The 25,060-nt window shown below is 45.1% G+C and carries 20 protein-coding genes; 4 read left to right on the top strand and 16 right to left on the bottom strand.

Annotated features, from left to right (window positions below):
- The first annotated feature begins 393 nt into the window (after window positions 1–393).
- Window positions 394–1,776: an ammonium transporter gene (locus AAE02nite_RS00825; RefSeq protein WP_146894535.1), complete on the top strand. Its 1,383-nt coding sequence runs from the start codon at window positions 394–396 to the stop codon at window positions 1,774–1,776.
- A 104-nt stretch (window positions 1,777–1,880) separates the two neighbouring features.
- Here the strand turns inward: AAE02nite_RS00825 and AAE02nite_RS00830 are convergent, their stop codons facing one another.
- From AAE02nite_RS00830 to AAE02nite_RS00875, 10 genes are all read right to left on the bottom strand, one after another.
- Window positions 1,881–2,183 (bottom strand): Dabb family protein, encoded by a 303-nt coding sequence (locus tag AAE02nite_RS00830; protein ID WP_146894536.1) that lies wholly within the window; start codon window positions 2,181–2,183, stop codon window positions 1,881–1,883.
- 97 nt (window positions 2,184–2,280) lie between these two features.
- Entirely contained in the window at window positions 2,281–2,904 is a 624-nt protein-coding gene (locus tag AAE02nite_RS00835; protein ID WP_146894537.1) for a DUF4136 domain-containing protein, read from the bottom strand.
- Between the two features lie 145 nt (window positions 2,905–3,049).
- Entirely contained in the window at window positions 3,050–3,592 is a 543-nt protein-coding gene (locus tag AAE02nite_RS00840) for a YfiT family bacillithiol transferase (protein WP_146894538.1), read from the bottom strand.
- Between the two features lie 228 nt (window positions 3,593–3,820).
- A complete protein-coding gene (locus tag AAE02nite_RS00845) occupies window positions 3,821–5,662 on the bottom strand; it encodes a glycosyltransferase (RefSeq protein WP_146894539.1) in 1,842 nt (613 codons plus the stop codon).
- A gap of 165 nt (window positions 5,663–5,827) precedes the next feature.
- Complete coding sequence (locus tag AAE02nite_RS00850) at window positions 5,828–6,442, bottom strand: deoxynucleoside kinase (RefSeq protein ID WP_146894540.1); 615 nt, start codon at window positions 6,440–6,442, stop codon at window positions 5,828–5,830.
- A gap of 221 nt (window positions 6,443–6,663) precedes the next feature.
- Window positions 6,664–7,236 carry a nicotinate (nicotinamide) nucleotide adenylyltransferase gene (gene nadD / locus AAE02nite_RS00855; RefSeq protein WP_146894541.1) on the bottom strand — a complete coding sequence of 191 codons (573 nt, stop codon included), beginning with the start codon at window positions 7,234–7,236 and terminating at the stop codon, window positions 6,664–6,666.
- A gap of 3 nt (window positions 7,237–7,239) precedes the next feature.
- Window positions 7,240–7,824 (bottom strand): guanylate kinase, encoded by a 585-nt coding sequence (gene gmk, locus AAE02nite_RS00860; protein ID WP_146894542.1) that lies wholly within the window; start codon window positions 7,822–7,824, stop codon window positions 7,240–7,242.
- A 6-nt stretch (window positions 7,825–7,830) separates the two neighbouring features.
- The gene (locus AAE02nite_RS00865) at window positions 7,831–8,112 is read right to left on the bottom strand and encodes a zf-HC2 domain-containing protein (RefSeq protein ID WP_146894543.1); all 282 of its coding nucleotides are present in this window, start codon (window positions 8,110–8,112) and stop codon (window positions 7,831–7,833) included.
- Window positions 8,113–8,125: 13 nt separating this feature from the next.
- A complete protein-coding gene (locus AAE02nite_RS00870) occupies window positions 8,126–8,737 on the bottom strand; it encodes a sigma-70 family RNA polymerase sigma factor (protein WP_146894544.1) in 612 nt (203 codons plus the stop codon).
- A 239-nt stretch (window positions 8,738–8,976) separates the two neighbouring features.
- Complete coding sequence (locus AAE02nite_RS00875) at window positions 8,977–10,203, bottom strand: IPT/TIG domain-containing protein (protein ID WP_146894545.1); 1,227 nt, start codon at window positions 10,201–10,203, stop codon at window positions 8,977–8,979.
- 371 nt (window positions 10,204–10,574) lie between these two features.
- On the opposite strand from AAE02nite_RS00875, the gene AAE02nite_RS00880 reads away from it, so the two are divergent.
- Both AAE02nite_RS00880 and AAE02nite_RS00885 read left to right on the top strand, forming a co-directional pair.
- Window positions 10,575–11,330 carry a glycosyltransferase family 2 protein gene (locus AAE02nite_RS00880; protein ID WP_146894546.1) on the top strand — a complete coding sequence of 252 codons (756 nt, stop codon included), beginning with the start codon at window positions 10,575–10,577 and terminating at the stop codon, window positions 11,328–11,330.
- Window positions 11,331–11,339: 9 nt separating this feature from the next.
- On the top strand, window positions 11,340–12,434 hold the full coding sequence (locus AAE02nite_RS00885) for a glycosyltransferase family 4 protein (RefSeq protein ID WP_146894547.1): 1,095 nt from the start codon (window positions 11,340–11,342) through the stop codon (window positions 12,432–12,434).
- Between the two features lie 311 nt (window positions 12,435–12,745).
- On the opposite strand, the gene ahcY is transcribed toward AAE02nite_RS00885, so the two are convergent.
- Window positions 12,746–14,053 (bottom strand): adenosylhomocysteinase, encoded by a 1,308-nt coding sequence (gene ahcY / locus AAE02nite_RS00890; protein ID WP_146894548.1) that lies wholly within the window; start codon window positions 14,051–14,053, stop codon window positions 12,746–12,748.
- A 264-nt stretch (window positions 14,054–14,317) separates the two neighbouring features.
- Window positions 14,318–15,007, bottom strand: a complete 690-nt coding sequence (locus AAE02nite_RS00895) for a DUF4397 domain-containing protein (protein WP_146894549.1) — start codon at window positions 15,005–15,007, stop codon at window positions 14,318–14,320.
- A gap of 201 nt (window positions 15,008–15,208) precedes the next feature.
- Here AAE02nite_RS00895 and AAE02nite_RS00900 point away from each other — a divergent pair, with 201 nt between their 5' ends.
- The gene (locus tag AAE02nite_RS00900; RefSeq protein WP_146894550.1) at window positions 15,209–16,399 is read left to right on the top strand and encodes a THUMP-like domain-containing protein; all 1,191 of its coding nucleotides are present in this window, start codon (window positions 15,209–15,211) and stop codon (window positions 16,397–16,399) included.
- Between the two features lie 250 nt (window positions 16,400–16,649).
- On the opposite strand, the gene AAE02nite_RS00905 is transcribed toward AAE02nite_RS00900, so the two are convergent.
- The 4 genes from AAE02nite_RS00905 to AAE02nite_RS00920 form a co-directional block, all read right to left on the bottom strand.
- Window positions 16,650–17,252 carry a DNA-3-methyladenine glycosylase gene (locus AAE02nite_RS00905; RefSeq protein WP_146894551.1) on the bottom strand — a complete coding sequence of 201 codons (603 nt, stop codon included), beginning with the start codon at window positions 17,250–17,252 and terminating at the stop codon, window positions 16,650–16,652.
- 307 nt (window positions 17,253–17,559) lie between these two features.
- Entirely contained in the window at window positions 17,560–20,553 is a 2,994-nt protein-coding gene (locus AAE02nite_RS00910) for a PQQ-dependent sugar dehydrogenase (RefSeq protein WP_170252495.1), read from the bottom strand.
- Window positions 20,554–20,706: 153 nt separating this feature from the next.
- Window positions 20,707–22,878: a hypothetical protein gene (locus AAE02nite_RS00915; RefSeq protein ID WP_174761892.1), complete on the bottom strand. Its 2,172-nt coding sequence runs from the start codon at window positions 22,876–22,878 to the stop codon at window positions 20,707–20,709.
- 253 nt (window positions 22,879–23,131) lie between these two features.
- Window positions 23,132–24,856, bottom strand: a complete 1,725-nt coding sequence (locus AAE02nite_RS00920; RefSeq protein WP_146894553.1) for an FAD-dependent oxidoreductase — start codon at window positions 24,854–24,856, stop codon at window positions 23,132–23,134.
- Window positions 24,857–25,060 lie beyond the last annotated feature (204 nt).

Below are 25,060 nucleotides of genomic sequence, written 5' to 3' on the forward strand. Positions count from 1 at the left end.
CAAATTTAAGATCGACAGAACGTTTACGCCAGATATTACAATAGCTTGGATTGGCAATTTCACAGAAAGGTGGTTAATAATTAACCACCTTTTCTTTTATTAGCTCAATATTTCACTAGTATGTAATTCATTTTCCAGGTCAATTTAAAAAACCATTAAGCTTATTCAAGGCTATGTAAGTTAAAGTTTGCAAGATTGTTTTTGAAGCTTTAAAAAATATGCAAAATTTAATCTGATATTTTAAAATAAAATTACAGACGATAAATTTTAAGCTATAATTCTGAAAAATGTATATTTTTTCATAAAACACCTGCTTATTTTGAGGCTGATTTAATTTTTTATATATTTTTGCACTATCAGATCCAGATTCTTCAGCGGAACTTCTAAAAGCTTATGAAAAATAAATTATCAGGTATTCCTTTCTTAGCCTTACTGGCAGTAAGTATTCTGGGTGTTTTATTCTCTAAGTTACCCGGCACCATATCCACAGAAGGCATCGACTCGGGCGATGTAGCCTGGATGCTGGCAGCCTCCGCCCTGGTCCTGCTCATGACCCCTGGTTTAGCCTTGTTCTACGGCGGCATGGTCAATGCCAAGAACGTTATCTCTACCATGCTGCAAAGCTTTATCTGCATGGGTATCATCAGCGTACTCTGGATTACCGTGGGCTTTAGCCTGGCTTTCGGTGATTCCATTGGTGGCTTAATCGGCGACCCCCGCACTTACTTTATGTTTAACGGGGTGCTGGAAAGCAAGCCCTGGCCGTTAGCTTCTACGATTCCGTTGGTGCTGTTTGCCTTTTTCCAGCTGAAATTCGCCGTGATAGCTCCGGCCCTGATTACCGGTTCTTTCTCCGAGCGCATCCGGTTTACTTCTTATATTCTGTTTGCCTGTTTGTTCAGCATGTTTATTTACGCCCCTATTGCCCATTGGACCTGGCATCCCGATGGCTTCTTGTTCCAGATGGGCGCCCTGGATTTTGCCGGTGGCACCGTGGTACACATCTCCGCCGGTTGTGCGGCTCTGGCGGCGGCCATGTATTTAGGTAAGCGTAAAGCCCATACCATTCCGGCTCCGGCTAATATTTCTTTTGTGCTTTTGGGCACCGGTTTATTATGGTTTGGCTGGTTTGGTTTTAATGCGGGTTCTGCCGTAGGTGCTAACGGGTTAGCGGCCATTGCCTTTGCTACAACCAACACGGCGGCAGCGGCGGCCGGTTTAGCCTGGATTTTGTTCGATGCTTATAAAGGCAAAAAACCTTCGGCTATGGGCTTTTGTATTGGCGTGGTAGTAGGTTTAGTAGCCATTACCCCTGCGGCTGGTTTCGTCGGTATTTCGGTAAGCATTTTTATCGGGGTTTTTGCCAGTTTGGTCAGCAATATTGCCGTTAGTTTATGGGCCAAGACCAATATCGATGATACCCTGGATGTGTTTCCCTGCCACGGCGTAGGCGGCATGGTGGGCATGCTGCTGACGGGCGTTTTCGCGCATACCGCTATTAACGCAGCTAACACCACCGGCAACGGTTTATTCTACGGCGAAACCAAATTATTCTTTATTCATTTAACTGCACTGGGTATCGTCGTAGCTTTCTCATTAATCGGCAGCTTTATTCTATTAAAAATTACGGACCTGGTATCGCCGTTAAACGTAACCGAAGAAGAGGAAATATTAGGTCTGGATATTTCCCAGCACGAAGAACAATTATTCCCGGGACAACTACCTGTAGCCGTAGAAATTCCATTGGAGACTGCGTTAGACAAAGCAATTGCTTAAGCAATTTACCGTAGTATCAAATTAAATGCCTTTATCTTAAAATAGAAAAGCGGTCTCGAAGTATTTTGGGACCGCTTTTTATCTAATATATTCCAAAGTAATAATTACAACGATTCTGAATCGTAAATCAGGACCCGCTCCCAGAGTTTTGAGCAATCAGCCACAAATTGCAAGTGAACCGGATCTACCTGGTAGGCATCGTGGTCGGCCAAAGAATTAAACACCAGCAATAATGAATAAGAATAGGTAGTATCAATTACCGGCCGGTCGGTAGAAGCAGGCTTGCCCACCTCTGCCATATGAACCGTTTTAATACTTTTCAGCGAGGAAACACTTGCCTCAAATTTCTTTATTTCATCCGGCGTATTGTCAGATTTCAGCCAGAAAAACACGTGATGTACAAACATAAGTTTTCAGATGGTTTAAGCTGCAAGGTAAATGCTTTCGGGCTTAAAACCAACTGTAACTGGTTTGTACCATGTCCGGATAAAATAAAAAATAATCTTATTCTGTTCTGGCCGGCTGCTGACCGTTTGTCATGAGATAGCCTTCGGTAAACACCTTGTATTTATCGAAAATAGACCTTACCGACCGCTTTAAGTAACCTTCGTTGTTAAAGTCTTTGTTTCCTAATAAGCCTGAAGCATACCCTTGCCAGATGGCCCGGTTGTGTTTCCGGTCGATTAATACCACCAGCAACGTACCTTTGGTAAGATTATACCGCACCGGATCGTATTCTTTTTTCTGCTCGCCGGTTTCTTCGTCTATTTCTTCTTCTACTACTTTACCGGAAGCCAGCCAAACATCAATTTCGGTTTGGTTATAGCCTTTAAACAATAAATCGTCATAGAATATTTTGTGCGATACGAGTAAATCTGGTTTATTTTCGCTGAACCGGTACCCCTGTAACTGCATCCGGGCCCGGATGGCATTTTCTACAATTTCCATGTGATTGCTCGAATCGGAATCGGTCTTCTTATAACCCATGAAATTAAATGTTTTGTACCTTTTAAAATTGCCGTTATAGCTGTAATCCGATTCTACCCGGTTCTCATAAAAGTTCATGCAGCCTACTAAAGTGGATAGGCATAAAATAATGGCGCATCCGTAAATTTTCCTGATTTTCATTGTGAGTATAATTAAAACATATAAAGACGGTAAAAGAATGGTAAGCTAACTCCTAAGAACCTGTTATACAGGTTAAAACTATACGTAATTCTAAATAAACGCAGATGTAATTTATAGGGGAATTTTACTAAAATTTATTATTTATTTAATTGGATGTATTGGTAATGTGCGCCAAATGATGTTGGCCGTGCCAGGCGTATAAACCAACTGCTTTAGCCAATGGCGTAATACCAGAAACCGGGTGGTTAAAGGCCTTTTGCCATTGGGCAGGCGTAAGCGATTTTAATAAAACCACCCACCGGTGGTGCAAAGCTTCGAGTAACACCAGCGACACTTCCACGGGTTCTGTTTTGCCATCGGCCAACTCCGCCCACCGATCTTCTTCGTAGGGCTTTATAGTAGGCAACTCTTCGGTTAAAGCCAGTTTAAACCTAATGTAACTATTCATGTGGCTATCGGCCAGGTGATGTACCACTTGCCGGATAGTCCAGCCACCGGGCCGGTACGGAGTATTTAATTGTGCCTCGCTTAAGCTGGTCACAGCCCTTCGCAACTGAGCCGGCAAAGCCGCTATATCGTTTATGTAGCTTTGCACCGCCGTGTTGGTTATTTCCGCGGCAGCATTAAATTTACCTATTGGGTAGCGCAGCAGGTCATCCTGGTACGTATTACTCAGGTTATTGGGCATAGCTCTACAACGTAAAATTAAACGGTACTCAATTACCTTCCGGCTCGGCTTTAAGAAACTGAATTCCTGGTTTTTAAATATATAAAATTTTTAAATAAAAAAAGCAGAAAACTAATTGAATATCAATTAATCTCCTGCTAATATTTATTTAAAAATGCTTAATACTTATCTCCATATCGCTCCCCAGGAGCGAAACGCCGGTTATATTTTTATAACTGCTTTCAGCAATTAATAAACCGGTTTTTCCATGGCCAATTGGTAAGCTTTGTTGTAGTACCGGGTCAGGTTTTTCCAGTCGAATTCTTCCGAAGAGCTTTCTACCTGGTTGCGTAGGGCTATGCGGTCGCGCTGGCTGTATTGCACGTACTCAAACAGGTAGTCGGCTAACTGATTGGCCGCATCATCGAAACTACGGTTACGGCGTTTTACTACAAATATTCCCTTTCCGGCTTTCCCTTCCATTTTACCCATAACATAATCGCCAAAACCCGAAAGATCGCTGGTAACGGCTGGTACGCCGCGCGCAATACATTCCAATGGCGTATATCCCCAAGGCTCGTAATAACTAGGGAACACCCCCATGTGGCAGCCCCGTACAAATTGGCCATAATCCATAGCAAATAACGGGTTGGTAACCGAAACAAAATCCGGATGATACACAATTTTGACCCGGTCGTGGGCATTATTTACCAGGTTAGATGACCGCAGAAAGTGCAGAATCTCGTCGGTACTGTCATTAATCAGGTTGTGCGTTACCACACTAGGCAAATTATGCGTTTTCCACGACTGCAAAGTACGGCGGTAACGCAACTGCCAGTAATCGTCTACAAATTCGCGCAGCGAAGGCAGTTTAAAATCGGTGCTGGAAGCAGCCGCGTAAAACAGTTTTTTACCAATTTCTTTCTGAATAGCCACGCAGGTTTCTCGAATCTCCTCCATCATTACCCGCGATTGCAGCACGCCCGGGTGCACCGAATGATAAGGCTGCTTGGTAATAAAAAACATGACTACCGTTTTTTTAATGCCGGCCTGCTGCATGCGGTAATTTAAGCGGGCCAGTGCCTCCAGGGTAACATCAAAGCCTTTGTTGCGGTATTCGTAGCGGCCCGAAGTAAAGAAATACAGCGTTTGATCCAGGTCGAAAGGATAACTCTGGAAAAAATGAGCCATGACAAACTGGTGGATCTTATCTTTATATTTCTGGTGCAGGTTCTGGTGCTCGTGCAGGGCAATAAACCGCTGAATATTTAACCCGTTGGGCAATATTACATCCGGTATGCGTTCGAGCAAGAACATACACTCGCGGGCTGTCACATCACTCACCGTCGAGAATATATGGGCACCGTGGGCTGCCGCCCGTTCCAGCTTAACGGCTGTTTCAATATTAAAATGAATAGCCTCCTGCAACCAGTTAACCGAAGTTAAATTGTCGTAGAAAGATGGATCGTTCATGGCCAGGTAGCGGCCCAGCAACGTGGCGTGCGTGGTAAATATAATGCGCAGATTTGTTCGCTCCCGCCGCAGTTCCGGTATAGCCGGCCCAACCATCCACTCATGGAAATGCGCAATTACATTTTTATCGGTTACATCGGGCTGCACCAATTGCTGCAGGAATGTTTTGGCCAGAAAACCAAAAGCTTCTACCTGGTTTAGCAAATCGTCGTGCCCGGGAGTGGGAATATGGTGGTGATGCCAAAGGTTATATTTTATCTCGCCGAGGCGGTCGTACACGCTGTAAGGATTTAGCAGTACCACGAGTGGGTTGCCGGTTACCAGCCAATGCCCGTAATGGACCTCGAAACCCATGTTGCGCATTTTTAGCACCGCCTGGCCAAAAGGACCGCTATAATCGTCGGTGGGTTCAAATTCGGCCTGGGCATTGTGGTGAAAGTACGGCCCAATCAGGCAGTAACAGTCGCCCCAGGTCTGAATCATCGAAGGCACCTTCGATCGGATTACGGTGTAAATCCCTCCTACCTGGTTACACACTTCCCAGGCTAGTTCGGTTAATAAACTATTGCTAGTATTAACTTTTACTGCATTCGCATTATTATTGCTAGTCTCTGCCACGACAATAACGTTTAGGTTTGTAGTTTCTGTTCTAAATATATAGAAATGATTTAATTCTATACGGGAATTTAACAGAAGTTTATACCTGCCATTGTCCGGAAAAAGTAAGCTGGTTGGTTAAAAAGGCAATAAATTTTTAAATTCTATATTAATTAACGATATCCTTTAGAAAAGTCCGAATAACTCCACCTGAATTTTATTAATTATAAATCCTAAATCTTCGGGGCTAGAAACAAAATCAAGCTTGTTTACATCAATCACCAGCAGTTTTCCTAAATCATAAGATTTCATCCAGCTATCGTAGTGCTCGTTCAGGTGGCGCAAATAATCCAGCCGCATGGTACTTTCGTATTCCCGGCCTCTCTTTTCTATCTGTTCAATTAATTTTGGTAAGTCGGCTTTGAGGTAAATCATTAAATCGGGTGGCTTTACCATACTAATAATCGACTGAAAAATGCCGTAATAATTATCGTAATCGCGCTGGCTCATCAGCCCGGACTGGTGCAGGTTACGGGCAAAAATATAAGCGTCTTCGTAAATAGTGCGGTCCTGAATAATGGGGCGCGTGCTCTGGTTAATTTTCTGAACTTGCTGAAATCGGCTGTTTAAAAAATAGATTTGCAGGTGAAAAGCCCAGCGGGGCATATCGTCGTAAAAATCTTTCAGGTAAGGATTATCCTCTACCGCTTCCAGAAACAACTCCCATTTAAAATGCTGGGCTAATTTTTGGGCCAATGTAGTTTTGCCGGCCCCAATATTACCCACAATAGCAATATGCATAGCTTCTAAATTTAAAGCCGCAAGTTACCCTTTTTACCTAACTAGATTGCTGAATTGCTGCCTGTTGAATTGTTGATTCCTAAATTGTTGGTTGTTTAGGATAAAGTCGGAATTTTGGAGGAAAGCAAAGGCCTACGCAACAGCCCGGCTCCCCTCCTTTTTGCAAGTATGAGTAAGAGGTAGTTGCCTATAACTAATAACTAATAACTAATAACTAAAACCTATATCCAAAACTTCTTCTGCTTAATATATCCTTCAACCTCTTCCGGTACCATATAGGTAATAGACTTATGCTGACGTACGCAGTCGCGGATAAGCGTTGCGGAAATATCCAGCATGGGCGCCGGAATAGTTTTAATTTTAGGATGATCTTTTAAGGTATAGGGCGGGGTGCCGGACCGGGGGTAAACGTATACCTCGAAATATTCCAAGATGCGTTCATAATTTTTCCACTTAGGGAAGAACGGCAAATTATCTTCGCCGACAATTAAAACAAATTCGTAACCGGCATATTTATCCTGCAGGTAAGTTAGGGTATCGATGGTGTAACTGGGCCGGGGCATCCGGAACTCCACATCCGAAACGCCCAGCCGGTCGTTTTTATCGATCGCCAGCGATACCAGGTGCAACCGGTCGAACTCGTGCAGCAGGCTGCTGCTTTTTTTGAAAGGGTTTTGCGGCGACACCACGTACCAGACAGCGCTTAAGTCGGTATTATAGGCCATGTAATTACCTAAAATTAAATGGCCCATGTGAATGGGATTAAAGGAGCCAAACAGCAATCCAACCTTCATAAGTTAAACTTTAACTTTAGGGCTGCCGATAAATTTGTTTACCAGGTTCTCGGCCTGCTGAAAAGCATCTTCGAGGTTTTCGTTTACAATAACCGCATCAAATTTATTTTCGAAACTCATTTCGAATTTGGCTTTAAATATACGGCTCGAAATACTGGAAGCAGAATCGGTTTGGCGGGCCTGCAAACGCTGACCTAATATTTCCAGCGAAGGGGGCTTCACAAAAATGGCTAAGGCCCGATCGCCGTAAAATTCCTTTATTTTTAATCCGCCTTTTACGTCTACATCCAGAATAGCCGTTTTGCCGTGGCTCCAGATGCGCTCTATTTCGGATTTAAGGGTGCCATAAAAGGCGCCTTCGTAAACTTCTTCCCATTCTACAAAGGCGTCCTGTTCTATTTTCTGGCGAAATTCTTCGGGGGTAATAAAATAATAATCCTTGCCGTTTACTTCCGAGCGCCCCCGTTTATCGCGGGTACAGGCCGAAATAGAAAATTCTAACCGTGGATTAGTATTTAAGAGATGTTTTACAATAGTGGTCTTGCCGGCGCCGGAGGGGGCCGTGAATAAAATAATCTTGCCTGGCATTAGGATTTAAGCGGTAGTTTTTATAACCGATTGGATAGAAGACAATAAATTAGTGGGCACTACTTTGCGTTGAATATTTTCGCGCAGGAATCTTTTGAGTTGTTCGTGCTTCTGGTGAGCAGCAAAACATTCCTGACAGGTTTCTACGTGCGAGAAAAAATAGGTCCTATCTTCCTCGGAGGCTTCCCCGTCAATAATTATATCCAGCAGTGATACTATTTTCTCACAATCTGGTTTGCCACAATTACTGGCAGATACTTGGTTTGGTTTTGTAGCGACTGTCTTCATACCTTCTGGTTAGTTATTCTTCATTATCATCTTCATTGTTATAGCCCATTGTTTTGGCGTATCCTTCTAATTTTTCTTTCAGAAAATTCCGGGCCCTATGCAATCGCGAACGAACCGTTCCGATAGGAATATCCAGAATTTTTGCCATCTCTTCGTAAGTAAAGCCTTCTAAATCACAAAGGATGATCACAGTCCTAAAGTCAACGGGTAATGAATTAAGCGCGCTCGCTACTTCATCGCCTATCAGTTCCTGCACACTTTGAGAGCGCATATCCGAGGTGGTGGCAATTTCCGCATCGTTATCGTTCCCTTCGGTGTTATAGTAACTTTCTACTTCACTATAATCAACTTTGGCCGGTTGTTTACTCTTCTTCCGGAAATCGTTAATAAACGAGTTCTTGAGTATCCGGAACAGCCATGCTTTGGCATTAGTTCCTTGTTCGAAATATTCGAAGAACCGATAAGCCTTTAAATAAGTCTCCTGAACCAGGTCGTTGGCATCGTCTTCGTCTAGGGTTAACCGAAAAGCAAAGTTATACAGCGGGTCGATAATGGGCAAAAGCTCCGCTTCGAACCGGGCGTCTTTCTCTTCTTTGGTTAGTTGACTTCCTCTTTGGTCGCTCATTTGGCTTAATCTGTACTTTTAGGTTACAAAAACAGATTCCTATACGCAAATAAACAAAAATATATTGTGGGGCTAATACTTTTATTTTAGTTTGGAAGGGTTACAAAATAATAAAACAAAAGTATTAACCTGCGTACAGGCACTAATTCATTTGCTGCTTTCGGGCTAAAAATCAGCAGAACTTTATTTAGCCCAATGTGCAGCACTTATATATTGCTACTGCTTACGGTTTTATCCGGTTACGGTTCAAATTGGTATAAATGCCCGATATAAGGTTCCAACACGTAAGCTTTATTTTGAATCACAAAACTGGCAAGCCCTCCGGATTTAATTGGCAATGGCTTTTTCTCCGTCCATTTATTTGCTGCCGGATTATATTGCCAGCATTCTTTATCTCCGTTAATCAGGTAGCCGCTCTGGTCAAGCACAAAAGAGGTGCTAACCAAGGTAATATATTCCGGAAAATCGGCTTTGCGAGCCCACTTATCGGTAGCCGGTTCGTATTCCCAAAAATCGTTCAATCCATCTTCCGAACCATCGTTGTTAATATGCGTTCCCATTCCTACGTAGCCTTTACCGCCCATACTAAAACCAGCCGCTCCTTTCCGGGACACAAAAGGAATATCCGCTTTCTGCTGCCATTTATCCGCCACCGGATCGTACTCCCACATATCTTTAAGTTCCGGGGCAAAATAGTCGGTGTAACCGGTAGTAACATAACCCTTGTTGTTAATGGTAAAAGCAACCGCCACTTTCCTTTCAGTCCCCGGAAAATCTGCTTTTTTAGTCCAGACAAAAGTTTCGGTATCAAACTCCCAGAAATCATTAATCTTACCGGGTTTAAAATAGGCAAAGCCGGTTACAACATACGCTTTTTTATCGATGGTAAAACTAACGGCACTAAATCGTGGTATTCCGGGGAAGGCAGATTGTACGTCCCAAATATCTCTGGCAGGTTGGTATTGCCAGGTATCTTTATACACAAAATCTCCGGCTCCTCCTAGCGTAACAAAACCGGTAGTAGCATTGGCAAAGGCGCTAACCCCACTTCGATTAATCCCCAGGAAATCGGCTTTCCGCACCCAGGTACCGGTAAATGCACTGATATTTTTCGTCAGAACGGTGAAATTACCAGCACTATACACGGTGTAATCGTTAATGGTAACGCTTACTTTTCCGGTAGTAGCAGTAACCGGAACAACCGTTAAAATAGTTTTATCTGCTACTTCCTTCACCAAAGCCGGCACATTGTTAAACTTAACCGTTACATCTTTTCGATTATTGCCAAAACCCGTGCCGGTAATTTTCACAAAGGTATTTACATTGCCCTCGGCAGGAGTAAGATAAATCTCTGCAGTACCCGAAGTTAAAATATTATTGGGGTCAGGTGTTTCCTTAGCCGGATCACAAGCCGCTATTCCGGTTAGCAGGGCTAAATAGCAGATAATAAAACCACAGGCTTGCATATAATTTTTCTTTAATGGTTTATCAAACTTTAGCTGCGCTTCACGCCCCGCGTTCAACCCAATTATATTTTAACCACACCGCTCAATATCCAGACTGCTCTTTATTAAATATACTCTTTAAATACCTGATTATTATATCGCTGCAAAATTAAATTATTTACGGAAATTTATTTCCTGGCACCAAACTCCTTTATCCTGGCCATGACCTGCCTAGCTTTTATCAGGTTTCATGCATCTGGCCAGCATGCTTCTCTTTAAAACTATTATTGCGGAATTGATAGTCAAAATAGTTTTTAGTTAAAATTAATTAGCTTTGCCGGTACATTGCTATACTTTTGCCTGCTGCCAACCCAACGTAGTCGCCATACCAAATGCATCTGGTTACCGCCATTATTCCCTGCAAAAACGAAGAAGCAAATATTGCCGAGGCTATTCAATCGGTGAGTTGGGCAGATGAAATATTGGTGGTAGACTCTTACAGCACCGACCGCACCGTAGCCATAGCCAGGCAATTTGGGGTTAAGGTGCTCCAGCGGCCTTTCGATACCCATGCCCGCCAGAAAAACTGGGCCATAGACCAGGCCACGCATAACTGGATATTTTTATTGGATGCCGATGAACGGGTACCCCTGGCCTTAACAATTGAAATTAAGAACTTATTACAAACCCAGGATCACACCAAAGTAGCGTATTGGATTGGCCGCCAAAATTATTTTATGGGCCAGGAGGTGCGGTATTGCGGCTGGCAGTACGATAAAGTTATCCGGTTATTCCGGCGCGATCAGTGCCGATACCCCGAGGTGCAGGTACACGAAGAAATAAGCACGACCGGCGCCACCGGAAGGCTTAAAAACAAGCTGATACACTACACGTACCGGGGATTACAACCTTATTTAGAAAAATGGGATTATTACACCTGGCTTTCGGCGAAAGACCGGCGCCAGAAAACCACCCGGGTAACGCTTTATCATTTGGCGGTTAAACCCATCATCCGTTTTTTCCGGCACTATATCTGGTTCCGGGGTTTTCTGGATGGCAAGGTTGGTTTTATTATTAGTTACATGGCGGCCGTAAGTGTTTTTATGCGGTACCTGAAACTATGGCGCCTGCAGGAAGGAGAAAAATAAGCAAGAAGCATGAAGGTTTTGCACTTGAGTTCAGAAAAAACGTGGCGGGGCGGCGAGCAGCAAATTGCGTACCTCCTCTCGGAACTGGTAAACTACGGCGTACAAGTATATGTGGCATGCCGCTGGCAATCTGCTTTCGAAACTTATTGCCAAAAGCAAAATATTTCCCACCTCTCGCTGCCTTTCGCGAACGAGTTTGATTTAGTTACGGCCCTGCAGCTCAAAAAATATTGCCGACAAAATAAAATAGATTTGGTACACGCGCACAGCGCCCATTCTCACGCCCTGAGTGTCTGGGCCGATTTATTAGGCAATAATTTACCTATAATCCTTAGCCGCCGCGTCGATTTTCCGGTAAAAAACAATTGGCTGTCGCATTATAAATATAACTACCCGGCTATCCGGAAAATAATTTGCGTATCGGATAAGATAAAGGAAGTAATGGCTCCGGCGTTAAAACAACCGGAAAAATTGGCAACCGTGCACAGCGGCATAGATTTAAGCCGCTTTGAAGAAAGCTTCCGCAACGGCAAATTACACGAAGAACTGGATTTACCGCTCAGCACCTTTTTAATCGGGAACGTATCGGCCATTGCCCCACACAAAGATTATTTTACGTTTGTAGATACCGCCGCTCAGTTAATTAATCAGGATTTAGATGCCAAATTTTTAATTATCGGCGATGGTCCTTCCCGGCCCGAAATTGAAGCGTATGTGGCACAAAAAAATATGCAGAAACATATTCTGTTTTTGGGCTTCCGCCAGGATATTCCCGAAATATTACCCGAACTGGATGTTTTTCTGATTACTTCCGAAACAGAAGGCCTGGGCACTACCATTCTGGATGCCTTTGCCTGCCGGGTACCCGTGGTAGCTACCGCCGGCGGCGGTATCCCCGAAATTGTTAAACACAACCAAACCGGTATGCTAGCCGCTGTCCGCGATACCAATATGCTGGCTACCCACGTCCTGAATGTGCTTACGATTGATACTTTGCGTTCCAGGTTAATCGCCAACGCTACCGAGTTTTTAAACGGCTTTACCAAAGAGCAAACAGCCCTTAAAACGTTGGCTGTTTACCAGGAAGTTTTAGGGAATAAGTAATACCAAATTTCCGGTACTTTCTTCGGAAGAACCCGAAGGATTGAAATATTTAAGTCCTATTTTTTGTCATCTTGGAAAAATGTATTGCGTATAAGATCTGATGGGTAAAATAGGTAAACCGTTGGTTGCCTACTTTACTTTCTAAACAATAGATGCTTTCAGCATAACAATCAAGTGGATTTATAAATAAAAGGCAGTTATTTAATGCTATTGGATATAACATTTCTAAAACAGAAAAGCCAGGTAAATACCTGGCTTTTCTGTTTTATTATTTAATCAGCTTAATCCACTAGTCAGCGGAAATCTGCGGTTTAGTAACGGTAATATTCTGGTTTGAATGGCCCTTGAACATCTACGCCAATGTAGCTGGCTTGTTTTTCGTTCAGTTCTTCCAGTTCTACGCCAATTTTAGCTAAGTGCAGACGGGCTACTTTCTCATCTAAATGCTTAGGCAAAGTATAAACATTGTTTTCGTAAGCAGCGTTGTTGGTCCATAACTCTAACTGGGCCAAGACCTGGTTGGTGAAAGAGTTAGACATTACAAACGATGGGTGACCGGTAGCACAACCTAAGTTTACCAAACGGCCTTCGGCCAAAACAATCACGTTTTTACCGTCGATGGTATACATATCTACCTGCGGCTTAATTTCGTCTTTGGTACTGCCGTAGTTGTTGTTTAACCAGGCCATATCAATTTCGTTATCGAAGTGCCCAATATTACAAACAATCGCTTTGTCTTTCAGGGCGCGAAAATGCTCTTCCCGGATAATATCGCAGTTACCGGTAGCAGTTACTACAATGTCGGCTTCTTTAATAGCGGTTTCCATTTTCCGAACGGCAAAACCATCCATAGCAGCCTGCAAAGCACAAATCGGGTCGATTTCGGTAACAATTACGCGGGCACCAGCGCCCCGCAACGAAGCAGCCGAACCTTTTCCTACGTCGCCGTAACCAGCCACCACGGCTACTTTACCGGCCATCATTACGTCGGTAGCTCTGCGGATAGCATCTACCAAAGATTCTTTACAGCCGTATTTGTTATCGAATTTAGATTTAGTAACCGAGTCGTTGATGTTGATTGCGGGCAACGGCAACGTGCCGGCTTTCACGCGTTCGTATAAGCGGTGTACGCCGGTAGTAGTTTCTTCCGAAATACCTTTAATGCCAGCAGCTAATTCGGGATAACGATCCAGTACCATGTTGGTTAAATCACCGCCATCATCCAGAATCATATTTAAAGGTTTACGCTCTTCGCCGAAAAATAAAGTTTGCTCGATGCACCAGTCAAACTCTTCTTCGTTCATGCCTTTCCAGGCGTATACCGGAATGCCGGCAGCAGCAATAGCGGCGGCGGCGTGGTCCTGCGTAGAGAAAATATTACACGACGACCAGGTAACTTCGGCGCCCAGTTCAATCAGGGTTTCGATTAGTACCGCCGTTTGAATAGTCATGTGCAAGCAACCAGCAATACGGGCACCCGCTAATGGTTTGGAAGCACCAAACTCTTCCCGGAGAGCCATTAAACCAGGCATTTCTGCTTCGGCCAATTTAATTTCTTTGCGACCCCACTCCGCCAGGGTTATATCTTTTACTTTGTAGTTTACGAAGGTTTCAACCATTGTTTTTATCTTTTTGAGATGCGAATTTACGAAATTAGGTTCTGAACTGCAAAGGCTCATATATTGGAGTAACTTAATATTTTGTTTAAAACGGTAAAAGGTTTAAACTTTTTAAATTTAAGAGACGCTAAACCGTAACAAATTCAGAATCATAACAAAAGTAAAGCAAAAGAGTTTAATAGCCTCAAAATAAAAACATAAAACCTCGCCTGGTTCTATTTAAGGGCGAGGTTTTATGTTTGCGTCCGGCAGTGGGTAATCAAATCAATTATTAACAATTACCTGTGCGCCTAAGGTATTTGTATTACCAGCCAGTGGCGCCGCATAACCGCGCGCAAAAACCGTATATATTTTTCCGTTTTGCAAAGCCACTCCCGGTAAATCCAGCACCACGGTATTGGTACCGGCTAATCTGACCACCAGATTATAAGTGGCAGCATCTACCGGTGTAAAATCGGTAGCCGATTTAAAACCACGATTACTAAACAAAACTGGTCCGTTTTTAACGGCAATGTCTACCGCCGGGGCGTCCGGTGATAAGTGTACAAAACGCACGTGCGCCTTACCCGAAGCCGGTGCCGTTAAATTATCCGTCAATACCAAAGCTTCTATATTAGCCAGGATATTAATGGCAAACACCGAATAGCTTTTATTTTCTTCCAGGTTGGCGTTGGCGTTAATAACCGAGGTAGCCGTACCGGCAGCATTTACTTTCAAATTTCGCTGCCCGGCCGTTACATCCAGGTATCCCGAATTATTCGGAAACGTTAATCCCGCAGAATTAACTTTCTTGTCATCTACCAACACATCTACGGCGGGCGAATTAGGCGAGGCATGTATTACCATTACCCGGGCTTGGGCACTCATACCGTCGTTATCATCATCGTCGTCACAAGCAGTAAGGAACAAAGCCGGAAAAATTACCAGAGACAAAAGTTTTAACCATTTTTTCATAATCTTATTTTTTTAATTGGAATTATTAATAACAAGATTAGAACCAGTGGATGTATATTTTGTTTAATGTTTATTAATAATTTTTAAACAAAATATAAAATAAATTTAGCTCTCTTCACCTTCATGCATAGGTTATGTTGTTCCGGATAAGGTTATAAAGCTATTTTTGTACCTTATAAAAAATATTAACTCTAATAATTAATGACCGATGCAAGGCCCCTTACTTTAGCGGAGCAGGAATTTGTAAAAGAACACGAACAGGCCGACCCGACGCAATTACTTCTACAGGGTAACCGGTTCCGGCATTTGCCTTTAAAAGAACTGGTGCATTACATTCAGGCCCGCCAGAAGATAAAACAAAAGCTACCCACCTGGTACCAGCATCTAGCTATTGTTTACCCAAAAATATTATCTCTTGAACAAAGTTCTTCCGAAACCACAGCCACCTTTAAGGCAAATCTGGTAACTGGCAATATTTTAATTGATTTAACCGGCGGCTTTGGCATCGACAGTTATTTCTTTGCCCAACGCGTAAAAGAGGTTATATATGTAGAACGGAATCCGGAGCTGGCAACTATTACGGCCTACAACGCACAGGTTTTAGGTGTTAAAAATATTACCTTTCATAGCGCCGAGGCAACCGAATTTCTGCGTTTCTACGCCGGAACTGCGGACTGGATTTACCTGGATCCGGCCCGCCGGGACAACCAGAACCAAAAAGTACACCGCCTGGAAGACTGCGAACCCGATGTGCTCGGATTATTGCCCCTGTTATTTTCTAAAAGCAAAAATATTCTGCTGAAGACTTCGCCGATGCTAGACATTAACCAGGCCATCCGGGATTTACAGCAGGTACACAAAATATATGTGGTGGCCGTAGATAACGAATGTAAAGAAGTACTTTATCATATAACAACTACAGCCGGAAACAACCCCGAAATTGAAACTCATAATATTTTACCCACTAAAGAAAATCAATATTTTGGCTTCGGCTATGCCGATGAAGAAAACGCTGCCGTAACTTACAGCTTGCCCCAAACCTATATTTACGAACCAAACGCAGCCATTCTGAAAGCTGGTGGATTTAAATCAGTAGCCCAAACCTATCAACTGCATAAATTACATCGGAACAGCCATTTATATACTTCCGATAATTTAGTTACAGATTTTCCCGGCCGCGTTTTCCGGCTCATGCATATCAGCCGTTACCAGAATAAAGAACTCTTAACCCAAATTCCGGAAAAGAAAGCCAATATTACGGTGCGCAATTTCCCCGACACGGTAGCGCAAATCCGGGCAAAAACCGGCTTGAAAGAAGGCGGCAATATTTATTTATTTGCCACCACCGATATAAACCAGAAGCCGGTAATATTGGTTTGCGAGAAAGTGTAAACAGCTAACCATAACCATTGAGTTTATAGTTAACTTGATACAGTATTATGAGAACTAGGAATAGAATATAAATCAGAGCTGGCTTATTCTGTGGCTGTGCTGCAGCCTAAAACCAGAATTGCGTTAATAAAAGCCTTTCTTTCTGCCTGTGAAGGCGCAGGCCGAGGTGAAAGCCGCACTCTATGACAGGTACTAGTTTGATTATACGATGATTCACAGTTAACTGATATTTGTTACCTGTTTACTGTAATCACTTCGCCCGGCTGGTCCATTTATTACCTTTCAGGCGAAAGCGCCACGGCAACAAAGCATCGGCACCGGCATAAGCAACGCCTACCCGCGGGCTGGCAATTAGCTGGTTGTCCAAAATAACCGTTTGGCGGTCTTCCAGCCAGATTAAGTCGTCAGTCAGGTTGGTGCCATAGTGTTTAGTCGTAATTCCCAAAGCCTGGGTAAGCAAACCAGGTCCGGCGGTGAGTTTGTGATTGGGTTGGGTAAGATTGCGGCGGAGCAGCATTTCCAGAATACCTTCGGTGGGTTCAATGGCCCGGATTAAAACGGCATCGGCCCTTTCGGCTACATTGGTAATAATATTAAAGAGGGTATAAATGCCATATATCAGATAGGTATAAGCTACGCCGCCCCGGTGGTACATAATCTCGGTGCGTGCCGTGCGCTTACCCGAATGCGAATGACAAGCCAAATCATTTTCGCCGGCGTAGGCTTCCGTTTCCACAATCATCCCGCCCGTTAAAACACCATCAATCTGGGTAAATAAATATTTACCGACGAGTTGTCTGGCAATTTGTACTACATCGGGGCGGGTATAAAATTCAAGCGGCAACTTCGACATGATAATGAAACAGCGTGGCAAACCAGAAAGTTATCCGGACCAGTGCAATTTATTATTTAGGCAGGTAATTATTCCTTTCACCAAAAGCTAAGTTCAGAAATATTACAACCCAAAAGAAACTGAAAACCAGCTGGTTATAAGACGAAGCTGTTTAGCATATTACAAATGGATGAGGCCGCTGCCCTTGCTGCGTATTTGCACCAGCAAGTGGTCGGGCAGCGGCTTTAGGATTGGCGGTGATAATTCCACCAATGGCGATAGAAAGTGCTCGCAACATAAATACTAAACAGCTTCTACGAAATAGCTACTATTTATTAGAAAAATATATCCAATCGAGGTTAAATAAATTTTGCTGCCTGTTCTCGGGGTTGGTAAATACAAAACAGATTGCCTGCGGGCCTTTTTCCGAACCGGTAAGCGGCGCGGTTATTTCCTGCCAGTTGGTATTTTTGCCCGCGGGTATGGCTAATGTACTTATCAGTTTACCATCCGGCTGGCCCAATCGCACTTCAATCTGGCCGCCGGCACCGCTGGCTAGTACCCGGTATTTCAGACTTTTCACCCCAGCTAAATCCAGTTCTTTAAACTTTACAAAACTGTTGTGGCGAATATTGGTGGCATAGGTTAAGAATTGCGTGGTGTTGGTGCCCAGCCTTACGTTGCCTTCGTCATAATCTTCTACCTGCACCAGCGGATTGCGTAACGTTAAATAACTACGTGCCTGCAAGGGTTCGATGCCGTTGGCGCCGTTATCGGTGTAGCTGGCTAATAACAGATAGGAGCCTTCGTTGCCTTTACCAACGTGTTCTTTTAAGGCCAGGGCACCTTGTAACGGCAGCGTAGTAGTAGTTTCCTTTAACGATAAAATATATCTTACTATCTCCTTCGCATCCGCCACAGGTAAATCGGGGTGCGCCGACATGGTGCGCTGGCCCCAATTGCCGCTGCCGCCTTTTATTATTTTCTGTACCAGCTGCTCGGTAACGCCGGCTTTACCTGCATAACGAGTTGCTACGGCCGTATAGCTGGGCCCTACTGAGGCTTTATCCAGCGCATGGCAGGCTTTACAGTCGAGGCTGGTAAGTAAATATTGCCCTTTCAGGAATTGCAAACTAGCAGGTTGCGAACTGGTAAGGGCCACGGCAATATCTTTACCCCGGGGCAAATAATTAAAAGAGGCTTGCACCCGCTTCGGATCAATATTTTTATCTTCCACATCGCTGACCTTTATTTTATAATCGAGTTTGGTATTATCCCAGTAAAAACTCCGGTTGGCTTCTGTCTGAATCTGAATTTCGGGAGGCGCGTTGCCGGCTTTTAATTGTACCGTGGCCGTGCTGCTTTCGCCGTGGTTATCTTTCACAGTTAAGGTTACGGGGTAAACGCCGGGCTTTTCGAGGGTATAATTTAGTTTCTCGCCCGCAATTTCTTTTCCATCCAGGCGCCAGCTAAACTGTAACTGGTCGTTGGGGTCGTAATCTTTGGAGCCGTTGGCCGATAAATTCACATTAAAAGGAACGGCATCGTTTAACCTATCTACCTGAATATTAGCCACCGGCCGGCGGTTGCCTTCGGCGTATTCTACCCGGATTAAACGCGCATCGCTGTTCTTGGCAAACCAGTTGCTGCCGTATTCCAGGATATATAGGCCCCCATCCGGCGCAAACTGCATATCGGTGGGCGCTACAAACGTCAGGTGCTCCAGGAAAGGCTCCATGCGCAGGTAGTCTTTATTTTCGTCGAGGGTTACGGCCATAAACCAGCGCCGGACCCAATCGTAAATAAACAACTTGCCGTGGTAATATTCGGACAGTTTGTATTTGGCATCCGGGAATAAATCGGTGTAATAAACCGGGCCAGCCATAGCGGTCTGGCCGCCCTTGCCCACCAACGGAAACTTTTTAGAAGCGCCATCACCGTACCAAATCATAGCAGGTTGGGCCGGTGGCAACTCCTTTAAACCCGTATTATTCGGTGAATTATTGATGGGTTTCTGCGGGTCGAATGTTATCGGCCGGATTTTTTTGGTAGCGTAGTCGTAGTACGGAAACACCTCGTTCTGCCCCAGAAAATAAGGCCAACCAAAAAAGCCGGGTTTGCGCGCCTGGTTTATTTCATCAAAACTTAAAGTTCCTTCGGAGGCGGGCACTTTGGTATCGGGCCCGATATCGCCCCAATATAAAAAGCCATTTTTCTTATCGATGGAGATGCGGTAAGGGTTGCGGTGGCCCATGGTGTAAATCTCGGGGCGGGCTTTGGGCGTACCTACCGGGAATAAATTACCGGCCGGAATAGAATACGTGCCATCGGGTTCTGGCTTAATCCGCAATATTTTACCCCGTAAATCATTGGTGTTAGCAGCGGTTGCCTGGTCATCGGCCAATTGCCGGCCGGGGCGTTCGTCGATGGGAATATAGCCTTCGGTTTCTTCGGCGTTGGTGTTATCGCCGGTAGCCAGGTAAAGCAAACCATCAGGACCAAAAGCCAAGTAACCAGCCGAGTGGCAGCAATATTGCCGTTGCATCGGAATTTCGAGCAATATTTTTTCGGAGCTTAAAATTAAATTATTTCCGCGCAGCTCCATACGCGATAACCGGTTAATGGCTTTTGAACCCGCCACGGCGTAGTAAAAATATACCCAGTTATTTTGCGAAAAATTCGGGTCGAGGGCCACGCCCAGCAAACCATCTTCGATGCCACTGAATACATCAAAGTTCGCAATAGTTTTGGTTTCTTTGATGGCGGCATCGTACAGCTTTACCGAACCTTTCCGTTCCACAAATAACACGTTGTAATTAGGCAGAATGGCCATTTGCATCGGTTCGTCCATGCCCTGGCTTAATACAGTGTAAGTATAGCGGCTGGCATCGGGTACCGGTAAAGTAGTGGCTTTACTATAATCCGGCAGCTTATTTAACGTATAACTAATGGCTTTCTGCAATTGGGTTGCGGTAAAAGCTTGGGGTAATAATTGCAGATTGCCGTTATCCTGCCGCAATTCCTGACCGGCTTCCAGGTTATTCCAGGTGGCCAGCCACGGCCAGCCGCTTTGGGCAAGGGTCGTATCTTTTAGAGCCACTACGCCGCCGCCGGCTTCCAGGTAGCGTTTTAGAGAAGTTATTCCTTTATGATTAAGTCCGTTAATAGCCGAGAAAGGAATAACCAGGGTGCTGTATTGCGCTAAAGAATCATCCTGCAAAGAATTGGCTTCATTTGCTTTGGTAAGCTGCCACCGGGCTTTAGCGGCCAGTTCGGATAATTGGCTTTCCAAGCCTGGATTAGCTGGAATGTTATACAACATAACCCGGTTGTTCGGTTTTCCCGCATTCCCCGTACGCAAAGTGCTCTTAGAGGTACAGGTGGTCAAAAACGCAATTAGCAGGAGTAATAAAGAGCTTAATCTCATTTTACAAAATAAACAAAAAAGCCGGCATGTATCCGATACTTATTCCTTTTAGGATTTAGGGGTATTCGTACTACTTTTTAGGGGTAGCGGGTCTTTCAACATTAACTGAATGGCCGGCAGGGCCTCCTGCTTAATATCCGAATTTTTGGTTATTTCCCAAAGGCTTTTCTGCTGGTCTTTCATGGCCAGGGTACTGACAATCCAGCTTTGCGTCCAGCCGGTTAAGGTGCCCCAGGCGCCCCAACCCGCATCGGCGTTAGAGGCCCAATACTCCCAGCGCTTATAATCAAAAGCCCGGAACCAGGCGCCATCTAAATCCGGGTGGGTTTTACTCTGTACCTGTATGCGCACCAGGAAATCGGCAATTTTAGCAACGGCATCCCGGTATTTTTTATCGTTGGTAGCGGCAGCGGCTTCGTTTAAGGCAAAAAAAGCAAAATTGGTGGTATAAAGCATATCGGCTACTTCGTCGCCGTTTTTAGCAATCAGTGGCGCTTCGTGCTTGCCGTAATCTGCGTTAGACTTGGTAGCCCCGTACTGACCAGCTCCGGCCGCTCCCAATTCTTCGCGAATAGCGCCCGAAGCATCTAAATTCTGCAATAACCGATCGGCCACGGTGGCCAGCCATTGCCGGTGCTGCGGCGTATCTTCTACCCGTACCAGCCAGGCCAGCGGTAATATCATCCGCGCCCGCTCCTGCTGAATGCCGTTGGTCCATTTCCAGTCCGGGTATATTTCCATGGTAATAGCAATGGCTTTTTTGGCCTGGTCGAGCAAAGGTTTGTAGCCGGTTTTATCGTATAACCACAGGTAGCAAGCCCACATCCACGCTTCGAAATGCGGGTGCGGATTAATAATCTGGCCTTCCTGCAAAGCTTTTAAGCCTTGTTTAACTATTTTATCGTCTTCGAGCCGTGGGCCCCGGAAACCGGTTTTACCTGTGGTCCGGAAATTAGCCAGAATGGCTTCGGCAATGTAACGGTTCCAGCGGTTATCCTGCAAACCGGCGGCGGCGCCCATCGCACCTAATATGACGCGGGCGTTGTCGTCGCCGTAATACACGTGCGGGTGCGTGGTGCTCCAACCAACCAGGCCGTAAGCCACACTGCTTTTATCGTTACGGCTGCCCGCACGTAAGTTTGAATGCTTAAAAATATAGTCGAGTAAATTAGCAGCTACCTGGTTGTTCTGGCGGGCCGGGTCTTTTACGGTGGTTAAAGCAAAAGCCACTTCGGCGTTGCAGTCGGCCCGCATCCAGTAGCGGTAAATCTGCGAGCCATCGGCTTGTATGCGCGACAAATGACCTTCCAACACGCCCAACGAACCATCGCCCACCGGTAAAGACAAATCCAAAGGCGGGCCCGCCACATCCAGCCCATCGCCTTGCCGTTGCAGGAACAAGGCTTCCCAGGTTGGATGCACAAAAAACCGGCCGTTATAAAACCAATCAACGCCTTTTTTCATAGCCTGCTGGGTAGAATTGGCCGGAAGTTGTTCATTTGTTTTAAACATGGGCGCTACCTGCAGCGGCCAGTTTTTAAACTGCCATTGTACCGACGGATCCAGCCAGGAGAAAATATGTTCCCACACAGGCCGCAAATGATCTACCGGTCCGAAACGGCCGGTTATAGAATTGCTCAGTTTGGTGGTGGCTACCAGGCTGTATTTATGTTGAAATAACAGGGGATAGGTTTTTACATCGGCAATGCCGTACTGGGCTACATCGAAACCGGCTACTTTGCCTACCATTAATAAAGCTTGGCTGCTTTTGGCTTTAATAACCGAGCTGTTATGAATGCCAATTAAATCCAAAGAATCGGCACCTTTCATTTTGCTGGTGGTAATAATGCCGCGCTCCAACTGGGTTTGCAAAACCGAATCGGCTACCGGTAATTGTTTTGCCACGGCCGGATACTCGATGTATAATCTCAATTTTTTCCGGGCGGCTATTTCCCAAACCTGCTCGGGCAGGCTCAATTTTTTCGCGGGATACCCGCCGGCTAAAAACAAAATTCCACTTCCTTTTTTGGCGGCCTGCACCGCAGCCAGCGGATCGGCGTAAGTTTTATATGGATAATTATTTGCCTCCAGCATGGCGGCAATATCGTTTTTACCATCGGCACAAATAATAATGCCCGGACTGGATTTGGCCATGCTTAACCAAACCGACAAACAGAAAAATACCGTTAAGAGAGAAAATTTGAGATTGCCTGCATTCATGCTAATCCGGAAAATATAATAATGAAATTTTTATAACTATCTTTAGATGAATACCTCACCTAAATCCCTCTCCTGAAAAGGAGAGGGACTTTGATTACTTTTCACAACAATTCTATTTGGGTATTCCAAGATTAATGATTGAATAAACCTTTACCATAAAATAAACCAAAAGACTTGTAATGGCATAACGCTTAGACGGAACTCCCCTTCGCCTTCAGGAGAAGGGGTTGGGGGATGAGGTCTTTCAAGAACATTAATTGACTTTAGGCCAGTGGGTTTCAATGCCCTGCGTCCGAATGAATCCCTGAAACTCTTCCAGTAAAGGCTTTTGCTCCCGCACAGCCCGCGGAATTACTTTTTTATTCAAAGCATAACTCACGAGTAAGCCCACCGATTCGCCGATGCTCCACTCTACCGGGTGCAGCCGGTAACAGCCGTTGGTAATATGGGTGGTACCAATATTTTTGTTCGCCGGCAGCAGATTTTCCATGCGTTTAGGAATAAGCGCACCCAGCGGAATCTGGAAGGGCAAAGAACCGAAATCGATGTAGTTATCGCCGCCGCTGCTGGGGTGCAGATCGATGTGGTAATAACCCACACCCACGCTGTCGTAGAAATCCGGTGCGGTATTACCCGTTTTTTTACCGGTGATTAATGCCCGGTTCTCAGCGCCAACGTGTTCTTCTTTCACGGTAAACAAAGCTTTAATGCGGCGCGACTCCCTCACATACGGGTATTTGGCCAAACCATCGGCCGTTCCCATCAGGTCGGGGCGCAGACGCAGCCCAGCCCAACCCAAACCACCATTCGGCCGTGGTGCTTCGGTCTGCAGCCAATACAACAAGGATAAACTCAGTTGCTTGGCGCGGTCTACGTGCTTTTTAAATTCTTTATCGCCTCCTGTCAGGTTACCCAAAAAATAATCGTTCTGGGGCCAGTTAACAATGGTAATATCGCCGGGGTAAAAACCGGGAGCGAAGTTTTCTTTGTTTATGATGCGGCGGTAGTTCCATAGGTTGAGCATATCGCCGGTTTTTTGGCCCAGCGGGTGAAAGCCGAGGTTTTTCGGTTTAAGGGTCCGGGGGTCAGAATAATCCAGATCCAATAATTTACCGGCCCAGGGGGTTTTCATTTTGGGCGTAAAATTCCGCCAGAAATTATAGTCTTTGGGTTTATCAATAACGTGGTTGGCGCCGGGCACATAATCCATGGCGAAGCAAACGGTAAAAGCCTGGTGGTTATTGGGGTCGGCCTTTTCCGGGGCGTGCAATTCACCGGTTTCCTGCCGCGATTCGAAACCCGTTACAAACTCAGTGTTGGTTAAAGGCAATAAATCGCCTAGTTCGGTGGCGTCTACAAAGTAAGGCGCGGTGAGTACGGCTGCCTGGCCGGTGCGCTGGCAAACTGCTTTTAAGGCGCGTACCTTATCGCCGGTTACATCGGCACTTACCACTTTGTGCTCCAGCAGCAAGGTTAATTTTTTTGCGCTGATATACGGGGCCAGCATATTCTGCAAGACCGCCAGGGCCACGTGGGGTTCGTGGCATAATTTAGAAACAGTGCCATCGCCAGGATTTAAATATTGCCGGTTTCTGGCCGCTTCGGTTAAAGGGTAATTCCGGATATAATATTCGCGCACGCCCGTCCGGAAATCGCGGTAAAGTTTGGTCGCGCCGTGGGTTTCTATCCACATGTGTTCGTCGGGTGGTACGCCTTGCTGGGCTATTTGTCCGCCAATCCAGTCGGTTTCTTCGGTCAGGACTACAGTCAGGTTATTGCGCAAAGCACCTAAAGCGGCCGCACAGCCGCCCAGGCCACCACCGGCTACGACTACATCGGCGGCATATTCCTGCCCTGGCTTTTTTTCCCGGGCAAAACTATTGCCTGCCTGTGCAGTACCGGGCAAACTAAATAAACCCGCCGAGGCTACTGCGCCACTGCTTGCCGATAATAATTGAATAAAATTTCTACGCTTCATTACAGAATAATATGGTAAGCTACTGTTGGTTAATGTTTAATATTAAATCTCTTTTCTGTTGATGAAACCTCTACTGAAATATTTATCCTCCCCCTACCCCCTCCAAAGGGGTCTTGTTCGTGGTTATCAAATCGAATCAAGTTTTCAGAATAAGCAGAAAAGAATAATACCTACCTGTGGGCTTGGCTCAGGAGCGGCGGCACA

Origin of the sequence: Adhaeribacter aerolatus (genome assembly GCF_007991635.1) — a bacterium.
Lineage (GTDB): Bacteria > Bacteroidota > Bacteroidia > Cytophagales > Hymenobacteraceae > Adhaeribacter > Adhaeribacter aerolatus.